Origin of the sequence: Flavobacterium sp. N502540, from assembly GCF_025947365.1 — a bacterium.
Lineage (GTDB): Bacteria > Bacteroidota > Bacteroidia > Flavobacteriales > Flavobacteriaceae > Flavobacterium.
In genome coordinates, this window is record NZ_CP110012.1 from 4,550,328 (window position 1) to 4,569,397 (window position 19,070).

The 19,070-nt window shown below is 37.2% G+C and carries 15 protein-coding genes; 10 read left to right on the forward strand and 5 right to left on the reverse strand.

All coding sequences use genetic code 11. The features are described from left to right. Window positions 1–30 precede the first annotated feature (30 nt). The 3 genes from OLM58_RS19090 to OLM58_RS19100 are packed head-to-tail and all read left to right on the forward strand — an operon-like array spanning window position 31 to window position 3,884. Window positions 31–1,191: a DUF4876 domain-containing protein gene (locus tag OLM58_RS19090; RefSeq protein WP_264530171.1), complete on the forward strand. Its 1,161-nt coding sequence runs from the start codon at window positions 31–33 to the stop codon at window positions 1,189–1,191. Between the two features lie 11 nt (window positions 1,192–1,202). After that, complete coding sequence (locus OLM58_RS19095; protein ID WP_264530172.1) at window positions 1,203–2,711, forward strand: DUF6850 family outer membrane beta-barrel protein; 1,509 nt, start codon at window positions 1,203–1,205, stop codon at window positions 2,709–2,711. A 30-nt stretch (window positions 2,712–2,741) separates the two neighbouring features. Further along, window positions 2,742–3,884, forward strand: coding sequence for a cytochrome-c peroxidase (locus OLM58_RS19100; RefSeq protein WP_264530173.1), 1,143 nt, complete (start codon window positions 2,742–2,744; stop codon window positions 3,882–3,884). Window positions 3,885–3,997: 113 nt separating this feature from the next. Here OLM58_RS19100 and OLM58_RS19105 read toward each other — a convergent pair whose 3' ends face one another. Both OLM58_RS19105 and OLM58_RS19110 read right to left on the reverse strand, forming a co-directional pair. After that, the gene (locus OLM58_RS19105) at window positions 3,998–5,422 is read right to left on the reverse strand and encodes a SusD/RagB family nutrient-binding outer membrane lipoprotein (protein WP_264530174.1); all 1,425 of its coding nucleotides are present in this window, start codon (window positions 5,420–5,422) and stop codon (window positions 3,998–4,000) included. Window positions 5,423–5,434: 12 nt separating this feature from the next. Continuing rightward, complete coding sequence (locus OLM58_RS19110; RefSeq protein ID WP_264530175.1) at window positions 5,435–8,626, reverse strand: SusC/RagA family TonB-linked outer membrane protein; 3,192 nt, start codon at window positions 8,624–8,626, stop codon at window positions 5,435–5,437. Between the two features lie 654 nt (window positions 8,627–9,280). Here OLM58_RS19110 and OLM58_RS19115 point away from each other — a divergent pair. From OLM58_RS19115 to OLM58_RS19125, 3 genes are all read left to right on the forward strand, one after another. Further along, entirely contained in the window at window positions 9,281–9,649 is a 369-nt protein-coding gene (locus tag OLM58_RS19115; protein WP_264530176.1) for a hypothetical protein, read from the forward strand. A gap of 224 nt (window positions 9,650–9,873) precedes the next feature. Further along, complete coding sequence (locus tag OLM58_RS19120) at window positions 9,874–10,458, forward strand: DUF3347 domain-containing protein (protein WP_264530177.1); 585 nt, start codon at window positions 9,874–9,876, stop codon at window positions 10,456–10,458. A 1-nt stretch (window position 10,459) separates the two neighbouring features. Beyond that, window positions 10,460–10,918 (forward strand): heme-binding domain-containing protein, encoded by a 459-nt coding sequence (locus OLM58_RS19125; protein WP_264530178.1) that lies wholly within the window; start codon window positions 10,460–10,462, stop codon window positions 10,916–10,918. Window positions 10,919–11,044: 126 nt separating this feature from the next. Here OLM58_RS19125 and OLM58_RS19130 read toward each other — a convergent pair whose 3' ends face one another. The 3 genes from OLM58_RS19130 to OLM58_RS19140 all read right to left on the reverse strand — a co-directional run bounded on the left by OLM58_RS19130 (window position 11,045) and on the right by OLM58_RS19140 (window position 12,376). Continuing rightward, the gene (locus OLM58_RS19130) at window positions 11,045–11,443 is read right to left on the reverse strand and encodes a DoxX family protein (protein ID WP_264530179.1); all 399 of its coding nucleotides are present in this window, start codon (window positions 11,441–11,443) and stop codon (window positions 11,045–11,047) included. A 77-nt stretch (window positions 11,444–11,520) separates the two neighbouring features. Further along, window positions 11,521–11,958 (reverse strand): VOC family protein, encoded by a 438-nt coding sequence (locus OLM58_RS19135; RefSeq protein ID WP_264530180.1) that lies wholly within the window; start codon window positions 11,956–11,958, stop codon window positions 11,521–11,523. A gap of 10 nt (window positions 11,959–11,968) precedes the next feature. Then, window positions 11,969–12,376: a VOC family protein gene (locus OLM58_RS19140; protein ID WP_264530181.1), complete on the reverse strand. Its 408-nt coding sequence runs from the start codon at window positions 12,374–12,376 to the stop codon at window positions 11,969–11,971. Window positions 12,377–12,636: 260 nt separating this feature from the next. Here OLM58_RS19140 and OLM58_RS19145 point away from each other — a divergent pair, with 260 nt between their 5' ends. The 4 genes from OLM58_RS19145 to OLM58_RS19160 all read left to right on the forward strand — a co-directional run bounded on the left by OLM58_RS19145 (window position 12,637) and on the right by OLM58_RS19160 (window position 18,807). Further along, complete coding sequence (locus OLM58_RS19145) at window positions 12,637–13,617, forward strand: GlxA family transcriptional regulator (protein WP_264530182.1); 981 nt, start codon at window positions 12,637–12,639, stop codon at window positions 13,615–13,617. A 203-nt stretch (window positions 13,618–13,820) separates the two neighbouring features. Further along, a complete protein-coding gene (locus OLM58_RS19150; RefSeq protein ID WP_264530183.1) occupies window positions 13,821–15,428 on the forward strand; it encodes a class I SAM-dependent methyltransferase in 1,608 nt (535 codons plus the stop codon). A gap of 700 nt (window positions 15,429–16,128) precedes the next feature. Then, window positions 16,129–17,661 carry a sulfatase-like hydrolase/transferase gene (locus tag OLM58_RS19155; protein WP_264530184.1) on the forward strand — a complete coding sequence of 511 codons (1,533 nt, stop codon included), beginning with the start codon at window positions 16,129–16,131 and terminating at the stop codon, window positions 17,659–17,661. A gap of 114 nt (window positions 17,662–17,775) precedes the next feature. Further along, window positions 17,776–18,807 (forward strand): hypothetical protein, encoded by a 1,032-nt coding sequence (locus OLM58_RS19160; RefSeq protein ID WP_264530185.1) that lies wholly within the window; start codon window positions 17,776–17,778, stop codon window positions 18,805–18,807. Window positions 18,808–19,070: the final 263 nt, after the last annotated feature.

Here is a 19,070-nt window from a genome sequence, read left to right on the forward strand (position 1 = left end):
TTACTACCCATTTATCTAACAATAGCCATAATGGCACTATTATCATCCTGTTCTAAAGATGATGATAACAACAATAAAGAAACGGCTTTAACCTTAACAATTGTAAATCCCGAAGATCTAAACAGCGTTATCTTTTCTGATGTTTCCGTTTCTTTTAAAGAGCATAATACCGGTAAAGTAACCCAAAGTAAAGCTTTAAATAACAATCTCTCTGTTTCTCTAAATGAAGGTTCTTATGAAATATCTATTGACGGAAAAATCAAATATACTATAGACGGTAACATTGCCGAAGCTTCGGTAAGCAGCTATAAAGAAGCGGTCGTGATTACTGGTGGAAGTACCGCTGTTTCTTTAAATCTTTTCCTCAAGACAACACAATCTGATTTTGTGATTGAAGAGGTATTTTTTACTGGAACCAAAACACCACAGGGAAAACAATATTTAGGTGACAAATACTTTAAAATTCATAATAATACGGATAAAGTATTGTATGCAGATGGGTTAATGATCGCGCAATCGGAATTCATGACAACTGACAAACAAGACTATACCCCGAATATCATGGCGCAGTCGTTTGCGGTATCTGCTGTTGCAATTGTTCCCGGTAACGGAACTACTTATCCAATCGCTCCGGGTGAGTTTTTTGTAATTGCCGAAGATGCAATCGACCATAAAGAATACAATTCAGGTTCGTTAGATTTAAGAAAAGCAACTTTTGAATTTTATACAGAAGACGCTGATGATGTTGATAATCCTTCTGTTCCAAATATGGAAAGTTTATTCTCTTCTATGATAATTCATAACAGAGGTTTTAAAAGTTTTGTTATCGCTCGTATGCCCATAAACAAAACAAAATATTTAACGGATTATACCTATAACTACGAATACAATCTGGTATTTGGCGGAGAAAGTTATCCAATGGGCGAAAACGTGTATTCGATTCCAAATTCATGGATTGTAGACGCTGTTAATTTAAGTGTTGAATCTGAATTTAAATGGATTGTTACTGCTCCATCATTGGATAAGGGGTGGACTTATTGTGGAAAAGTAGATTCAGATGCAACGCGTTATGGGAAAAGTGTTCGTCGTAAAACGCTTTCTACTACTTCAAACGGCAAAAAAATACTAAAAGACACTAATAATTCAACATTAGATTTTTCCCCTGAGGTTAAACCTTCTTTAATGAATTAATGAATTTAATCATGAGCTTTCGTTCCCTATTTCTATTTATTATTTTGAGTTGCAGTTTACTGCAGGCACAGGACAGTACTTCTGTGCTCCTTCGCATTCATGAAGACTTGTCTCCCGAGAATACTTTTGCCCGACGATTTTATACCAATCCTGCAAATCAGCATTATGCCCGCCGTTATTCTTTATCAGAATTGAGCGCGGGTTATAGCTCGGCAGCACAGCAAACCAATATCCAGCAATTGGGAAATGGAATTCGTCAATTTCTTATTAAGGCACAATCGTATTATAAGATTAACTCTGAAAATACTGTTTTTGGAAACGCTCATTACAAGAATGGTAAACGCAAAAATGTGCGTTGGAACGAAAGCTCAGATTATCAAATAATCTACCCTTATGTAACGGCAGATTCTATAGGGGGTGATCTTTCGTATGAAGAGTACTCCTTCAGTGGCGGTTATGCTAAAGCTTTGAATAAAATAACTCTGGGGATTAATGCTAATTACAGGGCATTAATGGAGTATCGGGATATTGATCCAAGACCTAAAAATACGGTTTCAGATCTTAATGTTTCTACCGGTATTTCCTTAAACATTAGCGATCATTATGTATTAGGTTCGGCTTTAAATCTGCAAAAATATACACAATCTAATAATCTAAAGTTCTTTAGCGAATTAGGGGCTCCTGCAGTTTATCATATGGTAGGACTTGGCGTTTACAATAAATTACTTACCGGAAATAAACTTAGTTCGTATTATGACGGAAGTGGCTATGGCGTCAATGTGCAGTTTTTTCCAAAAGACCGAAATGGCTTTGGTTTACTACTGGGATACCATCAATTTGGTTATGAAAAAATCATGACCGAATTCCAAAACCTTGTCGCGTCTACAATTTTAGAGAATCAGTATGAAGGAGAGTTTTCTTATTTCAAAAAATCAAAAGAAAAGTTTTGGGGTGCAAAAATTGGACTTTTTTACACAGACCGAACTGGAAAAGAAAATATATTTGACAACCAAAGTACCACATCTTACATCAAGATAGCCGAGCATACCAAATACACCAATCAGGTTACATCTGTTGTGTTTTCAGGATTGTACTACATTCCAAATCCTGAATTATCATGGTCGATTGCGCCAAGCTTTACCTTAAAAAGTACTGCGGAAAAGTATCTCGATCCTCTTCGGACTATTGACCTACAGCAAGGTATCGGCCGATTGGATTTTGCCATTTCAAAACTTTTAGCTCCATCCTTACTTAATGTTTCGGCTTCACTCGAACACAACTGGATTTTAAGTTCAGAAATGGAATTAAGCGATCGTAGAACCAATTCAATTTTTAATATGCTCAATTATAACTTTGCTTTTTTGTCCTCTCCGTACACTAAAATAAATCTCGCTGCAAGATGGGATTACAAGTACCAACCTGATCTTAACTTTTTCATTAAGACAAGTCTGGATTACTACCGTTTTCCTCAAAAACAAAACAACACTTTTTTTCAAATGTCAATAGGTTTGACATTTTAATTTAGATTATACCCCCACTATCCGCTTATAATGAAGTCTTTTTTATTAAAAACCTCTTTTTCTATTCTTTTCATTGGCCTAATTTATGCATTGTTAAGTTTCAGTGCTACATTTAGTGAGAAACTCGTAAGTTCAAACTGGCGTGAAATCTATAGTAAACCAACCAGTCAATGGCCAAAACCTAACGTTGATAGCGGTGTGCAATGGCAGGAATTCGAATCTCTTGCGATCGATACGAGTTACTATGACACCATGGAAAATCCTAAAGTAATTTTAGGACAGCTGCTTTTTTTCGATCCCAAACTTTCGGGGTCTAATCAGGTATCCTGCAGCAGTTGCCACGATCCGGAACTGGCATGGGGAGATGCGCGTGAAGTATCTTTAGGGAATGATCATTTGCAAGGAAAAAGAAATACGCCTTCGTTATACAACATCGGAGCCCGAAAATCATTCTTCTGGGACGGCCGGGCAGCAACTTTAGAAGAACAAGCTCAAGGGCCCATTACAGCACATCATGAAATGAATATGGTACCTGAGAATCTGGCTAAAAAGTTAAGAAAAATTAAAGGTTATCCTGTTTTATTCCAAAATGCTTATGGAGATTCTGAGATTACTTATGAGAAAATCCTGCAGTCACTGGCCGTATTCCAAAAAACAATTTTAAGTAAACGAAGCCGTTTTGATGCCTTTATAGATGGCGATTACACGCAATTATCAGATCAGGAAATCTATGGTCTGCACCTTTTTCGAACCAAAGCAAGATGTATGAATTGTCACTCCGGAAAATACCTGACCGATGAATCATTCCATAATATCGGGCTTACTTATTACAAAAGGGAATATGAAGATTTAGGACTTTATACGGTTACTAAAAAAGCAGAAGATGTTGGGAAATTCCGAACTCCTTCTCTTCGTGATGTAATTTATACAGGCCCCTGGATGCACAATGGCTTATTTGATAACATCACTGGAATTGTAAATATGTATAACAGCGGCATGCACATGATTGATCCCGATGAAACAGAAAAAATAGCAGATCCTCTCTTTCCTAAGACAGATGTTTTAATGCAGCCGTTAAATCTTACTGATGACGAAATTGTAGCTTTGGTTTCTTTTATTAAAACGTTATCCGGAAGACAGTATAAGATGGAAAGACCACAAATACCAAGATAACTTTGGTCTTTAAATGAATAATACTTCAGAGAAAATTTCCTCTGAAGTATTATCTGTTATAATTGATTACGGACTGGTTTAAGCCGTTTGCTTTGTCCTTTTTAAATTAAGGTTTACTTTGCGTCAAACCATAGTTTTGTAGTCAGCAAATCTTTTCCCTGAGCAGATACAGCTGTCTGATAGCTGGCTCCATTCAGTGACTGCTCTGTTCCCGGATAAAAGAAACGTGAAGGAATCTGTCCGTTTAGAACCGTAGCCGGCCCCGCTTTCAATACAGGATAGTCCAATCTTCTCCATTCTGCAAAAGCATCAAGACCCTGCCCAAAAAATGCGATCCATTTTTGTGTACCAATCGATTTAGCATAATTCGCTGCGTCATACTTTACCACTGCCTGATTAAGATAATTTGAAATTGTAGTGGCATCAGTAATTCCAAACTGATTGAACGATGCTGTAATCGCATTTTTATACAACTGCTCTGCATCTCCGGCAATGTAACCGCGAGCCACCGCTTCTGAAAGATTAAACAATACTTCGGAATAAGAAACAATTACCGCTGGTGATGACGAGGTTAAAAAATAAGCTCCCGGTTTTGATGTTTTAGCAAATCCCTGGCTGTTGGCATCACTATTTGATAATCCGTTAGCACCTCCTACATATTTTCCAACGCTTGCATCTGTTGGCAACTGAGCATAAACCGGCAAACGCGGATCGGAGAATTCATTTAACTTATCCACCAATGTTTTCGAAATACGAAAATCATCACGGGTTTCAAACCAGGCCGAAGCAGGATTTTGCTGAGGCGAACTCGTGTAAGTAAACTTAAAAGTTTCATTGTTGTTGCTAATTACACCGGCAGCATCTGTAGTCGCATCGATCGCCGCTTGTTTGGCTAAGACAGGTTCTTTATCGGAAATTCTCAATGCGATACGCAAACGAAGTGAATTTACCAATTTTTTCCATTTCGAGATATCACCTTTATAAGCCAAATCTCCAGTTACACTTCCACCAGTCGGATTTAGTAAAGACTGCGCTTGTTTTAAATCTTCCAATAAACCTGTGTACACTTCTTTTTGTGTATTGTATGCAGGGGTTACTTTTAAGCCTGCTTCTTTATACGGAATGCTCCCGTAAGCGTCTGTAAGCAATAAAAATGCCCATGAACGCAGGGTTAACGCAATTCCTTTGTAATTTGGATTTGCCTGCTGATCCGGAAATTTCAGAATCGTGTTTAAATCTGTAATCAAAGTGGCGTATCCCGTGTTCCACAATGAAGTGAAAGAAGTGTTCGACACGTCATATCTGTCCGGTTCTGTATACTGAACTTTAGCCCAATGCTGTACAAATAGTAACGATGCATTAAAATTATTGTCGGCTCCCCAGTACAAATCGGCTCCCTGCTTTAACGTACCTGTTAATAGATAAGGTGCTAAAGGTGTTTCGGTTGCATTTGGATTTTTATTAATATCATCCAAAGTGTCACTACAAGAGGTAAGTGCTACCGCAAATAGTGTTATATAAGCTATTTTTTTTAGCATGATTTCGCGTTTTTAAAATTTAAGATTAACATTCAGACTGAAGTTTCTGGTAGTTGGTAAAGACAAGCTCTCCAATCCCTGAGCATTTCCGGTATTGAAAGCGGTTTCAGGATCAATGTTTGGCGCATCTTTGTAAATAAACAAAAGGTTTCGCCCTACCGCAGTGATACTTGCTCCTTCTAGTCCCAGTCTTCTGGCAAATTTCTTATTGAAATTGTATCCCAGTTTTATTTCTCTCAGTTTTACAAAAGTCGAACTGTAGATATAGGCTTCACTAATATTGTAAGATGCTTTATGAAACTCCTGCGCACTAATCACCTGAGTATTTGGAGTTCCGTCTGCGTAAACTCCGTTAAATAGAACTCCGTCATCATACACTGTTACTCCGTTTGGTGCTCCACCACTCGCTACCAATGTTTTTGGATTGGCTGTATTGTTTCCCGGATAATAGTAATTTAAACCTCCGTTTGCTGCATCACGACCAGCAAGTGTCTCAGCCAGTACTCCGGTATAGGTCCCCGTTCTGTTGGTTCCCGAAAAAATATCTCCACCCACACTGGCATCAATAAGAAATGAAAATTCAAGATTTTTATAACTCAAAGTGTTGGTTACACCTGCTAAAAAGTCCGGAGTATAATGTCCTAATACTCGCTTTTGAGGATCGGCTTTCGGCAATCCGTTAGCTCCAACTACTATATTTCCGTTTGCATCACGCTGATACGCTGTACCATAAAGTGCTCCATAGGCCTGCCCTACCGATGCCAGTACATCAACACCTCCTGATGTACCAATAGTATAGTTTTGGATTTGTTTGTCATAATCCAAAATCTTTACTTCACTGATGTTTTTTGAATAGTTAACTCCTACATTCCATTTAAAATTCTCCGTTTGAATCGGAGTTCCGTCTAACTGAACTTCAATACCACGATTGTTTATTTTACCCGCGTTGATTAATTGCGAATTATAACCACTTGAAGCTGTAGTTTTTATTTCTAAAATCTGGTCAAAACTGTTCGTATTGTAGTAAGCTACATCCAGGTGCAGTCTGTTTTTCCAGAACGAAGATTCTATACCCAATTCCGTAGAACGAGTGGTTTCCGGTTTCAGGTTCTCATTCAGTTTTTTCTTCGCTGAAGTTTGGATTGGATTTCCGTCAAATGCAGTTTGAAAATCGTAAACCGTAGACAATTGATACGGATCTGCATCGTTTCCTACCTCAGACCAGCCTCCGCGAAGTTTTAAGAAATCAAGTGTATTACTTTTCAGATTGAAAGCATCAGAAACTACAAAACTACCATTGAAGGAAGGATAAAAGTAAGAACGGTTACTGCTTGGTAATGTAGACGACCAGTCGTTACGGGCAGTTACGTTTAAATAAGCATAGTTTTTATATCCAAACTGTGCTGAAGCATAGGCACTGTACACTCGTAATCTTGATAATGAATTCGATGAAGTCAACGGATCTCTTGAATTCGTTAAAGTATACAAATCCGGTACGGCCAAACGTGGTGCTTTCTGATAGTTATTGGCATCACTGTGGTTACGAATATTGAATCCGGCAAGAGCATCCACACTAAAGTCTTCGGTTAGTTTTTTGGTATACGTAAAGATCCCTTCTGTATTTCTTTCGTTTACCGTGTAAGCATCTTCTGCATAGGATCCAAATGGAGTTCCGTTTGTACCATACTTGATGGTGTATTTTCTGCGATCGTTATAATAATCAACTCCGGTACGGAATTTAAAATTAAGTCCGTCGATAATTTTGGCATCCAGATGAATATCTCCTATTATACGGTTGCGCTGTTGGCTGGTGGTATTATAATAGGCATTCCAATAGGGATTGCTGTAATAGCTGTTGTTCCAGTTCACCTCTCTGTTGTTCTGAAGCTGATCGATATCTACCTGGCGTCCGAACCAAAGGAACTGCAGCATCACACCAGCGGCACGGTTACCTTGCGGACCACCCGGAAGTGCAGGTGCATCGGTCACAATATAGTTAGCCGTTACCCCTACTTTTATGTTTTTAGAAATTTGGTAATTTGTATTAACCGTAAAGTTTGTTTTATTTGTTTCACTGTTAGGTACTGTACCCAATTGTTTTTGATTGTTTATTCCTAAACGAAAATCTGATTTTTCATCCGATTTAGCTATGGATACGCTATTATCGTAGGTAACACCAGTGTTGAAAAAGTCTTTTACATTATTGGGATGTGCTACGAAAGGTACCGCAACACCATTGGAATAGAACTGAGGAATAAGACGACCGTCTAGTTTAGGTCCCCAGCTTTCATCAACTCCATCATTGATTCCGCCACCCTTACCGTCTACGTAACTAAACTTTCCGTTTGATCCTTGTCCGTATGAATTTTGAAATTTAGGTAAAGTAGCCACTTGAGAAATCGTGATTCCCGAATTAACGCTTATTCCCAACCCTTTTTGACTTTTTCCTGATTTTGTTGTGATAAGCACTACTCCGTGTGCGGCACGTGATCCGTAAAGAGCGGCAGCATTAGGACCTTTTAATACACTTAGGGATTCAATATCCTGTGGATTTAAATCGGCAATAGCATTTTTAAAATCACGAGTAGTACCTCCGGTACTTCCTAGTTGTGAGTTGTCTACAGGAACTCCATCGACCACAAAAAGCGGCTGATTATTTCCGGAAATAGACGTTTCGCCACGAATGATGATACGCGAAGATCCCATATCACCCTGCGAATTGGTAATACGAACACCGGCAAGTTTACCACTAAGACTGTTTAGAAAATTGGTTTCTTTTGTGTCTGACAATTCCTTGCCCTTAACTGCCTGTGTAGTATATCCCAGAGACTTCTTTTCTTTTGTAATACCAAGTGCCGTAACCACTACTTCTGACAGGGCATTCTGTTCCTGAGTAAGAGTAACCACAACTGAATTTTCATTGGCTGTAACTTCCGCTTTTTTATAGCCCAAATAACTTACAATTAGCGTATAAGGAAGCTTTTGTCCGGTTTGAAAGTAAAATTTACCGTCCATATCCGTTACAACCCCGTGCGTAGTTCCTTTAATGTTTATCGAAGCACCAATAACGGGCTCCTTTGTAACAGCATCGATTACAGTTCCTTCAAGTTTCGACTGGATTAAGGGTTTAATTTCCTGTGCTTTAATACCTGTGGAAATCAACAAAATACATAATCCTATATATCTGTTTAATTTTTTTTTCATTACTTTGTTTTAGTTTAATACATAAGGTGCCCCGAAGTCGGATTTACTCCGCTCGTGCTTTCCTTATAGAGATGTACAATTTCTTTAAGCTTCGCCATTTCTGTTCCCGCAGAAATGGTTCTTTTTTTAACAGCTATGCATTCGTTTCTTCATTTTTTATTATTTTGGATTACTATTTTTTAAATCTATCTGTGTAAGATTTCAATCTCAAAAAATGGACTTCATCTCATTCAAATTGTAGCGTTAGATTGAAAATTATTTTGTGATCTGACTACTTTTAAAGGAAACTTATCTCCTATTAATTCTTATTAGCTAAAAACAGTAGTTACTATTCTTCTCTTTAATCTTCACTAATCTGTTAAATTTATACTCTACCAATTTGATAGAACAAAAGTAAATTAAAATAACGAAAGCCAAAATTTTAACTCTTTTTTTTATATAAAAAATGTTAAATAAATTATCCCACTACCAATAAACAACTTATAATGAAGTCATTAATAAACAACCACTCTTCCTCTTCTGTGTAGGATTTTTTCTAAAGTGATTCCGTAAAGTGTATTTTGTTTTTATACTTTCTTAAAAAATTAGTTTTAACACTTTTCTTAATGTGCTTCAAAATAATATAAGTACTTTCGTCCCACACATTCCTTTTGCATGAAACGATTTCACCTCATACTCATTATTTTACTTGGTATCTTCCTGATACCAACGACAACTGTTGCGTGTGAGAAACCTGTCGAGAAACCTGCGGTAAAAGAAAAAATCTCTAAAACTGAAAAGGAAGACGACTGCTGTAAAATCAGTGATTCAAACGATAAAAACCCTACCAACAATAGCGGGAAATGCAAACGTTCTGCATGTGGATGTGCGTCTTCGTGTAACGGAGGGATCATTGCCTTAAACGAACATTTCTCCCAAAACATCTTATGGGGTGCTTCTACTAAAAAGCAAAAGTTTCATAATTTAGAATGCCCTATTTCTTCGGGTTTTCAATCCCTTTGGCTGATCCCTAAAATAAGCTAATTGATTTTTTGTCAGCCAATAGTGTGTCGGATCTTAAATTCATACACTAGCTGTATTTTACTCCCTTTTTAAACAATTATGAAACGAGACTTCAGTTTATTACTGTGTGTTCCTGTTTCGTAAATCTATATGCTTAAACCGGAAAAATAATCTGTAAAAATTTACTGTAGTTCAATTTCCGAATTGCAGTACAACAACAAAACAATTAATTAAAATTTAAAAAAATGAAAAATATAATTCTCTCCACACTAGTCCTAACATTTGTAATGACTTCCTGCAACAAGAAAAGTGAAGAAAACAGGACAACAGATTCTCAAACAGAATCTCATTCTAAACATAAAGAAGCTGAAAACAAAGCCAATACAGAAAAAACGCAAAACGTTTCAATTCAGGAAACGGTTAGCAAATATCTGCAATTGAAAAATGCATTGGTCAAAGATGATTCCAAAGGTGCGGCAAATGCCGGAAAGGAATTGTTTCAGACTTTGAAAGGATTTGATACCGGTTCGATAGAGGCTAAATCAAAAACTGAATACAATGAGATTGCTGAAGATGCCAAAGAACATGCTGAACATATTGGTGAAGCCAGCGGAAACATAGTGCATCAAAGAGAACATTTTGTACTGCTGAGTAAGGACGTGAATGATATAATAGAACTACTTGGAACCACACAAACACTATATCAGGAATACTGTCCAATGGCTAACGAAGGCAAGGGTGCTTTGTGGATCAGTGAAACAAAAGAGATCCAAAATCCCTATTATGGTTCCAAAATGCTGGATTGCGGCTCGGTGAAAAAAACGATGTAAAATGAAATCGCATATCAAAAAAATAGCCTTTACCGGAATCCTTATTTTTTTGCTCCTGCAATTTTACCAGCCTGCCCGAAACTCTGATTACGGGCAGGTTAGTTCTATTTCTATTGGTAAAGTTCATCACATTCCTAAAAAGGTTGAAGTCATTTTACAAACTTCCTGTTATGACTGCCACAGTAACAATACCCGTTATCCCTGGTATTCTAACCTACAGCCCATACGTAGTTTTATGGAAAACCATATCAAAAAAGGGAAAAATAATTTGAACTTTAGCAGATGGGGAGCATATTCGAAAAGGAAACAAGGAACTAAATTAAACCGAATTATCAGTCAGATAAAGTCTGATGAAATGCCTTTAAGTTCCTATACTTTGATTCACAGAGATGCTGTACTTAGTGCGGCTCAGAAGAAAGAAATTATCGACTGGGCGGAAAAATTAAATGATAGTATCTAAACGTTACATTTAATAAACCGGACAGGTTTCAAAAACCTGTCCGGTTTGATATAAAGAAATAAAAAAAATGAGACGACCTTTTAGCTTAGGCGTCTCATTTTATATCGATAGTTTGCAACTTTCTTTTTATTGCAACTGATATTTTTCCGAAAGTGCATAATCGTATTCATTTAGTTTGTGATATAATTTATAGGAAATCACCAATATACCCAGGAATATCAAAGGCAGTATCGCCTGAAACCCAAATCCGTCAACTGCGAAATGGCTGATACTCGCAAATATAAACACAAATCCAAAACCGGTATACGCCCATTCTTTTGCAAATTTTGGTGCTTGCGGAATGATTACTGTTAGTGCTCCGATTACTTTAAAAACGACCAATGCATTACCAAAATAGACCGGATATTGCATGTGACTGATCCCTTGTTTAGCCAGTTCCGTTTGTGAGGTTAAGGCCGGAATGATTCCTTCCATAATAAAAATGATGATCGTTGTGATCCAGAATATGATTTTATCTTTTTTCATGATTTTATAAGTTTAGTTGTTAATTCCTGTTAATAGTCGGTTTAGAATTTTATCCGATTGGGTATAATCATCAAGAATTAATTATACCCAACAGATAAAGTCTTTTTTTCTTCGCACGAGTAACAGAGCATCCATTGATGTCCGAACTTATCCGTAAGATTCCCGAACAAAGCTCCATAAAAAGTCCTTTCTAACGGATGGGTAGCCTGACCATCTTTAGATAAGTCAGCATAAACCTTTCGTGTTTCTTCTTCACTGTCAAACGTGAGCATCATCGAGAAGGCATTTCCTTTTGTCAGGTTTTCGGGAGCCATATCCGATCCCATAATGGTAAGAGTATCGCTTTTAAGGGTGGCGTGCAAAATACATCTTTTCATTTTCTCCGGCAGCTCTTCTCCTATTGGTGAATCGGCTATAGTTTGCATTTCGAGTTCGCCTCCAAGACAAGCTTTGTAGAACAACATCGCGTCTCTGCAATTACCGTTAAATGTTAAATAAGAATTAAGCTGTGCCATTTTAATAGGGTTATTGTTGTGGAATTTTCGCCAGATCCATATACAGAACTTCCCAAAGGTGTCCGTCTAAATCTTCGAAACTGCGTTGCTGCATAAAACCATAGTCTTTCGGCTCTGCAGTTTCTTTACCTCCTGCTTTTAAGGCATTATTGATCATTTCATTCACTTCATCTACACTTTCTACTGACAAGGAATTAATTACCGAAGCTTTCTCGAAAGCATTACCGATTTCTTTATTGATAAACTCACTGAATTTATGGTGAGTCAACAACATCACATAAATTTCTTCGGTTAGAACCATACAGGCTGCTGTAGCATCTGTAAATTGAGGATTGTTTGTAAATCCGATTGCTGTGTAAAAAGACATTGCTTTTTGTAAATCTGCTACCGGCAGATTGATGAAAATTTTTGTTGCCATTTTGTGTGATTTTTTAATTGTTAATTGATAGTACAAAGATGGAGCGGAAATCACAGAATCCACCTACACAAAAACGACAACAAAAAGGGCATTTACGACAAACTATCTTTATCTTTGAAATTGCATTGAAATCAATTGTTGTATCCTTATGATCCCGGTAAAGTACTGTATCCAACACTCAACCTCGGAAAATCAAGGGCTCAGCAACAGTCATTCAATTGTAAATCTTTAACCTAATTTGATCTAACCCTTAAAAAACCATGATAAAAAAAGTAAGCATTCTTGTTCCTGAAAGTTCGGTTCTGCAGGCAATTGCAGATCCGCAATACTTATTTTCGGCTGTAAATCAATTTATGACCGCCTCCGGTAAAAAATTATTGTTTGATGTACAATTAGTAGGTTTAGAGAAAGAAGTAAAACTTAATAACGGATTGTATTCCGTTAATACGTCTCAGCTCACAAAAGATATTACTGCCACTGATTTGATTGTGATTCCTGCCTTATTTGGAGACATGAAAGATGCGATTGCTCAAAATCAAGGACTATTACCCTGGATCAGCGAACAATATCATAAGGGTGCCGAGATTGCATCGTTATGTGTTGGAGCGTTTTTACTAGCTTCCACTGGTCTGTTAAACGGCAAAAAATGTTCTACCCATTGGGGATTTCAAAATGAGTTTAGAGAAATGTTTCCCGAAGTAGAAGTCATAGACGGAAGCATTATTACCGAAGAGCATCGTCTTTATTCCAGCGGTGGGGCACATTCGTACTGGAACCTATTGCTTCATCTGGTCGAAAAATATACCGACAGAGAGACGGCTATACTTGCCTCCAAATACTTTGCCATCGATATCGACAGAGACAGTCAGGCTTCTTTTGCAATGTTTCAGGGACAAAAGAATCATAACGACGAGGCCATTAAACAGGTGCAGAATTTTATTGAAGATAATATTCAGGAAAAAATCACCATTGATGAATTGGCCGAAATGGTATTACTGGGAAGAAGAAGTTTTGAAAGAAGATTTAAAGCTGCAACCAACAATTCAGTTTTAGAATATATCAATCGGGTGAAAATTGAGTACGCCAAAAAAAGTTTCGAGACCAGCCGTAAAAATATCAATGAGGTAATGTACGATGTAGGCTATACCGATACAAAAGCATTTCGAACCATTTTTAAGAAAGTAACAGGATTAAATCCATTGGAATATCGTAATAAGTATAATAAAATGGCGGTTAGTTAATTACTTCTACTCGTCGTCAATCCCTTAATTTAACACCTGGAAACATCATTTTTTGCTCTAAAAGAAGACGTTTCACTTACTTTGAGGTTCGCAATAGTTATTTGCGAAAAATGGCTATGAGAAAAATCTTAAAATAGTCCCTAAAAAAGTAACGGTCTTAAATTAAAAAATCACTATTTTTAACCAACCATCAACCTATTTCTATGACCGATAAATCACAACTTCGAAGTTCTATTTTCAGACATCTTGACGGTCTGGCTGTTGCTCCGGTTGCAATTGCACTACAAAACCACAAAGTTTTAGAGTATATCCTAAATCAAAAGCAAGTACAACTATCGCAGTTAACTACTACTTTTAAAGCAAATGAAGGTTATCTGAATGTTGGCTTGAGAATTCTGGCCTCTCAGGGCTTTCTAGAGTATGAAGTAGATAATCGTACACAGGAAATAACCATCATAACAAACGAAAAAACAGAAATCGCTTTTTCGCTGTTTCATCTCTATCAGGATGTTGTTGATTTACTTCAATTCTCCGGGCAGTTTCATCCAAGACTTTTTGACGATGTGCCCTTTGAAAAACTCAATCTTATTTTTGAAAAATATAAAAAAGGATATGGAATAGCGCCTTCTGATGATCCTTTAAAAAACAGTCTTCAGGAACAGGTTTTAAAACATATAGAAGGACATTTGATTGGTCCAACTATTGTGCGTCTGGCCATGAAAGGAATGTTTCACAAGTACTTTATGGAGACGTCTTTCCAACCCGAAGAGTTTCATAAATCTCCGGAAAACTTTAAAAAAATACTGGACTTTTTTGTACATCTTGGATGGTTCTTAGAAAAAAATGGCAATTATCAGTTTACTGAAACTGGTTTGTTTTACGCCAAAAGAGCCAGTGCTTATGGTGTTACAGTTTCTTACTTGCCCACCTTTGCTAAAATTGAGGAATTGATTTTTGGTGATCCGGCAGTTTTAAGAATGATAGCGGATGGTGAAAATGAAATTCACGTAGACCGCGAAATGAATGTATGGGGAAGCGGTGGTGCTCACGATACTTATTTTAAAGTGGTGGACGAAATTATTGTCAGTCTGTTTAATTTACCAATCGAAAAACAACCTAAAGGAATACTTGATATGGGTTGTGGTAATGGTGCTTTTTTACAGCATATTTTTGAAGTTATTGACAGGCAGACTTTACGTGGAAAAATGCTTGACGACTACCCTTTGTTTTTAGTTGGTGCCGACTATAATCAGGCGGCTTTAAAAATAACCAGAGCCAATCTTATTAAGGCCGACATTTGGGCAAAGGTGATCTGGGGCGATATTGGAAACCCTCAACTTCTTTCGGAGGATCTGAAAGAAAACTACAATATTGATTTGAAGGATTTGCTTAACGTAAGGACATTTTTAGATCACAATCGAATTTGGAAAGATCCCGAACACATCAACAAAGATAGAATCAGTACGTCTACCGGTGCATTTGCTTACAGAGGAAAAAGAATCAATAACAATCTGGTCGAAGACAATCTGTTGGAACATTTACAAAAATGGTCGCCTTATGTGCGTAAATTTGGCTTGCTGTTGATTGAATTGCATACCATCAATCCCAAACTTGCAGCCGCTAATATCGGAAAAACTCCCGCAACGGCTTATGATGCTACTCATGGTTTCTCGGACCAATATATTGTGGAGATTGACGTTTTTAATAAAGTCGCAGCAAAAGCCGGATTATTTCCGGACCAATCGATTTTTAAACGTTTCCCCGATGCCGATATCGCTACAGTAAGTATCAATTTATTAAAGGGAAACTAAAAACTCAAAATTATTATTGTTTTTAACTTTTTGAGTATAAATCATTTTAACACATAGAAACATAGGTTCAGCATCCGTAAAAAAGCATTTCACTTCATTTAGCACCTGGTACCAGGTGAAAGGAATGTATTTTCTTTTTTCTCTTTTAGATTAAAATCTATGTTTCTACGTGATTACTCATTTTTTTTTTTATTAAACTCAACACAACGGGTTATTTAAACATTTTTTAGTCGTTTAGCATAACTCTCCCCAAGCCTTAGAATTATTAGTTACAATAGTGCTTTTAGTCCGGAAATTACTGCTCTTTCCTTTATTCCTTCACCTAAAAGAGTCTCTTCAATAACAAAATATCTGTCTAATTGAAGTCCTTCGAATTATTGAACTCTTTATACTTTTTAAAAATTAGATAAACTACTACAAAACAGGTATTTATACGTAATTTAAATCTGCTTAGTTATTGTAATTTTATTCTTATTAATCAGATTCAACACTGCACTACAGTATCGTCTACAAGCCTTTTACAATTTATTTTGTTCGAACATTATATTGAAAAAGTACTACTGTCATTCTCTCTTCACGCCTCAATTTTATACGATAATCCGATCCTTCTTTTTGAATTATTTCAAACTTACCTATCGATATGAATTACAAATCCATATACCAACAATTATCTATTTAATAACCCCTTAAACCACAAACAATGAACTTAAAAGAAAAACTTAACGAAATTGGCCAAAAGCCGGACATGATTTTAATTATTACTGATGAGCAGCGCGCTACTCAACATTTCCCACCGGGATGGGAGGAAGAAAATCTTCCCACACTGACTTTTCTAAAAAAGAATGGTTTTAGTTTCGACCGTGCATTTTGCAATACCTGCATGTGCTCCCCTAGCCGTTCGACCTTATTTACAGGTTTATACCCTGCAAAACATGGTGTGAGTCAAACGTTAACTGTAGGCGGTCTCTTGTCGCCTCAGGAGCCTACTCTTAGCAATGCATTACCCAATATTATGAATACGCTTTGGGCGGATGGCTATGATGTGCAATACCGAGGAAAATGGCACATGAGTAAAGGTGTTGCCCCTAATGGAACTAAAACCAATTATGATGATTTAACTCCTGCTGATATTTCTTTATTTGGGGCTATGGGCTGGATTTCTCCCGACGCCGGTGAAGATGTTAATCCGCTTAATTTTGGAGGTGGCTACGCCAATCACGACGCCAGATACACCGCCGAGGCTATCCAATATTTAAAAGAAGTGAGAGCACAGCGAGCTGCAGGAAATCATAAACCATATTGTTTGATTCTTTCTCTCGTAAATCCTCATGATGTATTGGCTTATCCTAATACAGCAGGTACATCAGGATACCATCCGGACAGCTGGCTGACCAGAGAAATAGGACTTCCTGCTACTGTAAACGAAAATTTACTGGAAAATAAAAAACCTATGGCTCAGGAACAAATTCTGATTAATATGGCTTTAAGCCTTGGTGCCATCAATAGTACCGAAGATAAACTGAATTATATTAATTTTTACGGTTATTTGTTAAGTCTTGCCGACAAACAGTTTGGCTATCTGATCGACGAATTGTACAGAGAAGATGAACACGGCAAAAAACTAGCCGATTCGGCCTTAGTTACGATGACATCCGATCATGGAGAAATGGGACTCGCTCATGGCGGATTACGTCAGAAAACTTTTGTCGCTTACGAAGAAGCTTTAAGAGTTCCACTTGTTATATCTAATCCGATATTGTTTAAAGATCATCCTGTCAAACACTCTATGGCTTTAGCAACCTTAGCAGATATTTTTCCAACTTTTATTGATATGGCCAACATATCCAATCCGCCAACAGGACTTGCTGGTACCAGTTTACTGCCAATAATGCAGGACAACACTCCTGTTCAGCACAGTATTTTGTTTACTTACGATGATATCAAAGCAGGTTCTAACAGTACCTGGACGATCGTAAGAGCTGCGAATCGCATTCGATGTATCAGAACCGAAAAATGGAAATTTGACTATTATTTTGATGCTGCTACGGCCTACTTCAAACAGTATGAACTCTATGATTTAGTTAATGACCCGTTGGAAATCACAAACCTTGCCTACGATCCGGCTTATAGTGAAATCAGACACGAATTAGAAGAACAACTCCATCAGCTGGAAGTAGAGAAACTTTGGGTAAATGCACCAAAAGATGTTTATAGTACGACAACGTTTAACTAAGAACAGCTGCAGAACACAGTTCTAAAAAAGTATAAAACAATAACCCGTTGGGTGGAATTGAACAAAATTTAATTTCACCCAACGGGTTAAAACAATAATCAAAAAAGAAAAATTATGTCAGAAAATATAAATCTGGAAGTCAATACGGCAAAGTATACGGATTTCAATTATCCTAATGGCGGAGAAACCAGCATACAAGGCGTAAGAGGCGTGACAGGATCTGAGAATGTGTACATTTCAGGCAGTTTAATAGGCCTTAATGATATCGTTCAGGGCTTAATCTATGAAGGACCACTTAATGGAAGCGGTAATCAGGGCAAATGGAATATTATAAATTTCCCAAGCACGCCAACAGCAACGGTTATCAATACCTCTTGTTACGGTCCTAATAACGGACATCATGGCAAAGTACAAATAGTAGGTTCCTATAAAATTTCTGCCTCTTCCGGTAAAGCTCCAAGCGGAAATCTTGGTTTTTATTACGAAGGTCCGGCAGATGGTTCAGGAACCTGGATTCAGGTTTCTCCAAATGACGGTAATACCAATAATGTATTTGTTCATAGTATAATGGGCGGAATCGCTGTTGGAAATTATGATGTAGAGAATGACAAGAATGGATATGCATTCCTATATGATATTGTCACTAAAGAATACATTGATTTTAAAGTTCCCGATTCCTTAACGACTACTTTGTACGGTATCTGGCACAATGGCGGTGATCATTATACTATGGCAGGCGGTTATTCGAGTGCTAAATTAGAGGAAATAAGTCAGGCTTTCGTGGTGGATTATAATTCCAAAACAAAGCAAACGAGTAATTTAAAATCGTTTAGTTACAAGAATGAAACGATTCTGTCTGTAGTTACCCATTTTGAAGGTATCACTGCATCCAAAGACAATGGCTATCATATGCCGTCGGACTGGATTAGTGTTAACGGAAAAGATATGGGAGCTTCCTTTGTTGCTGTAAATCGAAATTCAGATGGTTCATTTGGAGAAGCCAACTGGGTAGATATTGATTTTCCGAATGCTGACAGTACAAGTGCTAATACGGCTTATCAAAATAGTATTTTAGGTGTTTATACCGTCAAAGATGATTCGGGTACCGTAACAGTCTCTTCGTATGTTGCAAAAGTTCATCCGTGAAAATAGAGCATAATCATCTAAGTTGGAAATTTTAACGCAAAGCACGCTAAGAATTTTAGCTGTATTACGCTTAGAAAGGCAAAGTTCGCAAAGCTATACTTAGACAAAGCTTTGCGAACTTTATGCTTTTTACATAAAACCTACGCATAAAAAAACTTAGCGTACTTTGCGTTTAAAAGCCAAAGTCTGCAAAGCTTTTCTTTTATAAAAAAAGAAATCGCCTCAAGTTTTACATTGAGACGACTTCCTTCAATTTCATACAC

Coding starts and splice junctions, on each gene's coding strand:
- OLM58_RS19090 (WP_264530171.1), top strand. CDS start 31: ATGGCACTATTATCATCCTGTTCTAAAGATGATGATAACAACAATAAA.
- OLM58_RS19095 (WP_264530172.1), top strand. CDS start 1,203: ATGAGCTTTCGTTCCCTATTTCTATTTATTATTTTGAGTTGCAGTTTA.
- OLM58_RS19100 (WP_264530173.1), top strand. CDS start 2,742: ATGAAGTCTTTTTTATTAAAAACCTCTTTTTCTATTCTTTTCATTGGC.
- OLM58_RS19160 (WP_264530185.1), top strand. CDS start 17,776: ATGTCAGAAAATATAAATCTGGAAGTCAATACGGCAAAGTATACGGAT.
- OLM58_RS19140 (WP_264530181.1), bottom strand. CDS start 12,376: ATGGCAACAAAAATTTTCATCAATCTGCCGGTAGCAGATTTACAAAAA.
- OLM58_RS19155 (WP_264530184.1), top strand. CDS start 16,129: ATGAACTTAAAAGAAAAACTTAACGAAATTGGCCAAAAGCCGGACATG.
- OLM58_RS19150 (WP_264530183.1), top strand. CDS start 13,821: ATGACCGATAAATCACAACTTCGAAGTTCTATTTTCAGACATCTTGAC.
- OLM58_RS19145 (WP_264530182.1), top strand. CDS start 12,637: ATGATAAAAAAAGTAAGCATTCTTGTTCCTGAAAGTTCGGTTCTGCAG.
- OLM58_RS19130 (WP_264530179.1), bottom strand. CDS start 11,443: ATGAAAAAAGATAAAATCATATTCTGGATCACAACGATCATCATTTTT.
- OLM58_RS19105 (WP_264530174.1), bottom strand. CDS start 5,422: ATGCTAAAAAAAATAGCTTATATAACACTATTTGCGGTAGCACTTACC.
- OLM58_RS19110 (WP_264530175.1), bottom strand. CDS start 8,626: ATGAAAAAAAAATTAAACAGATATATAGGATTATGTATTTTGTTGATT.
- OLM58_RS19135 (WP_264530180.1), bottom strand. CDS start 11,958: ATGGCACAGCTTAATTCTTATTTAACATTTAACGGTAATTGCAGAGAC.
- OLM58_RS19115 (WP_264530176.1), top strand. CDS start 9,281: ATGAAACGATTTCACCTCATACTCATTATTTTACTTGGTATCTTCCTG.
- OLM58_RS19120 (WP_264530177.1), top strand. CDS start 9,874: ATGAAAAATATAATTCTCTCCACACTAGTCCTAACATTTGTAATGACT.
- OLM58_RS19125 (WP_264530178.1), top strand. CDS start 10,460: ATGAAATCGCATATCAAAAAAATAGCCTTTACCGGAATCCTTATTTTT.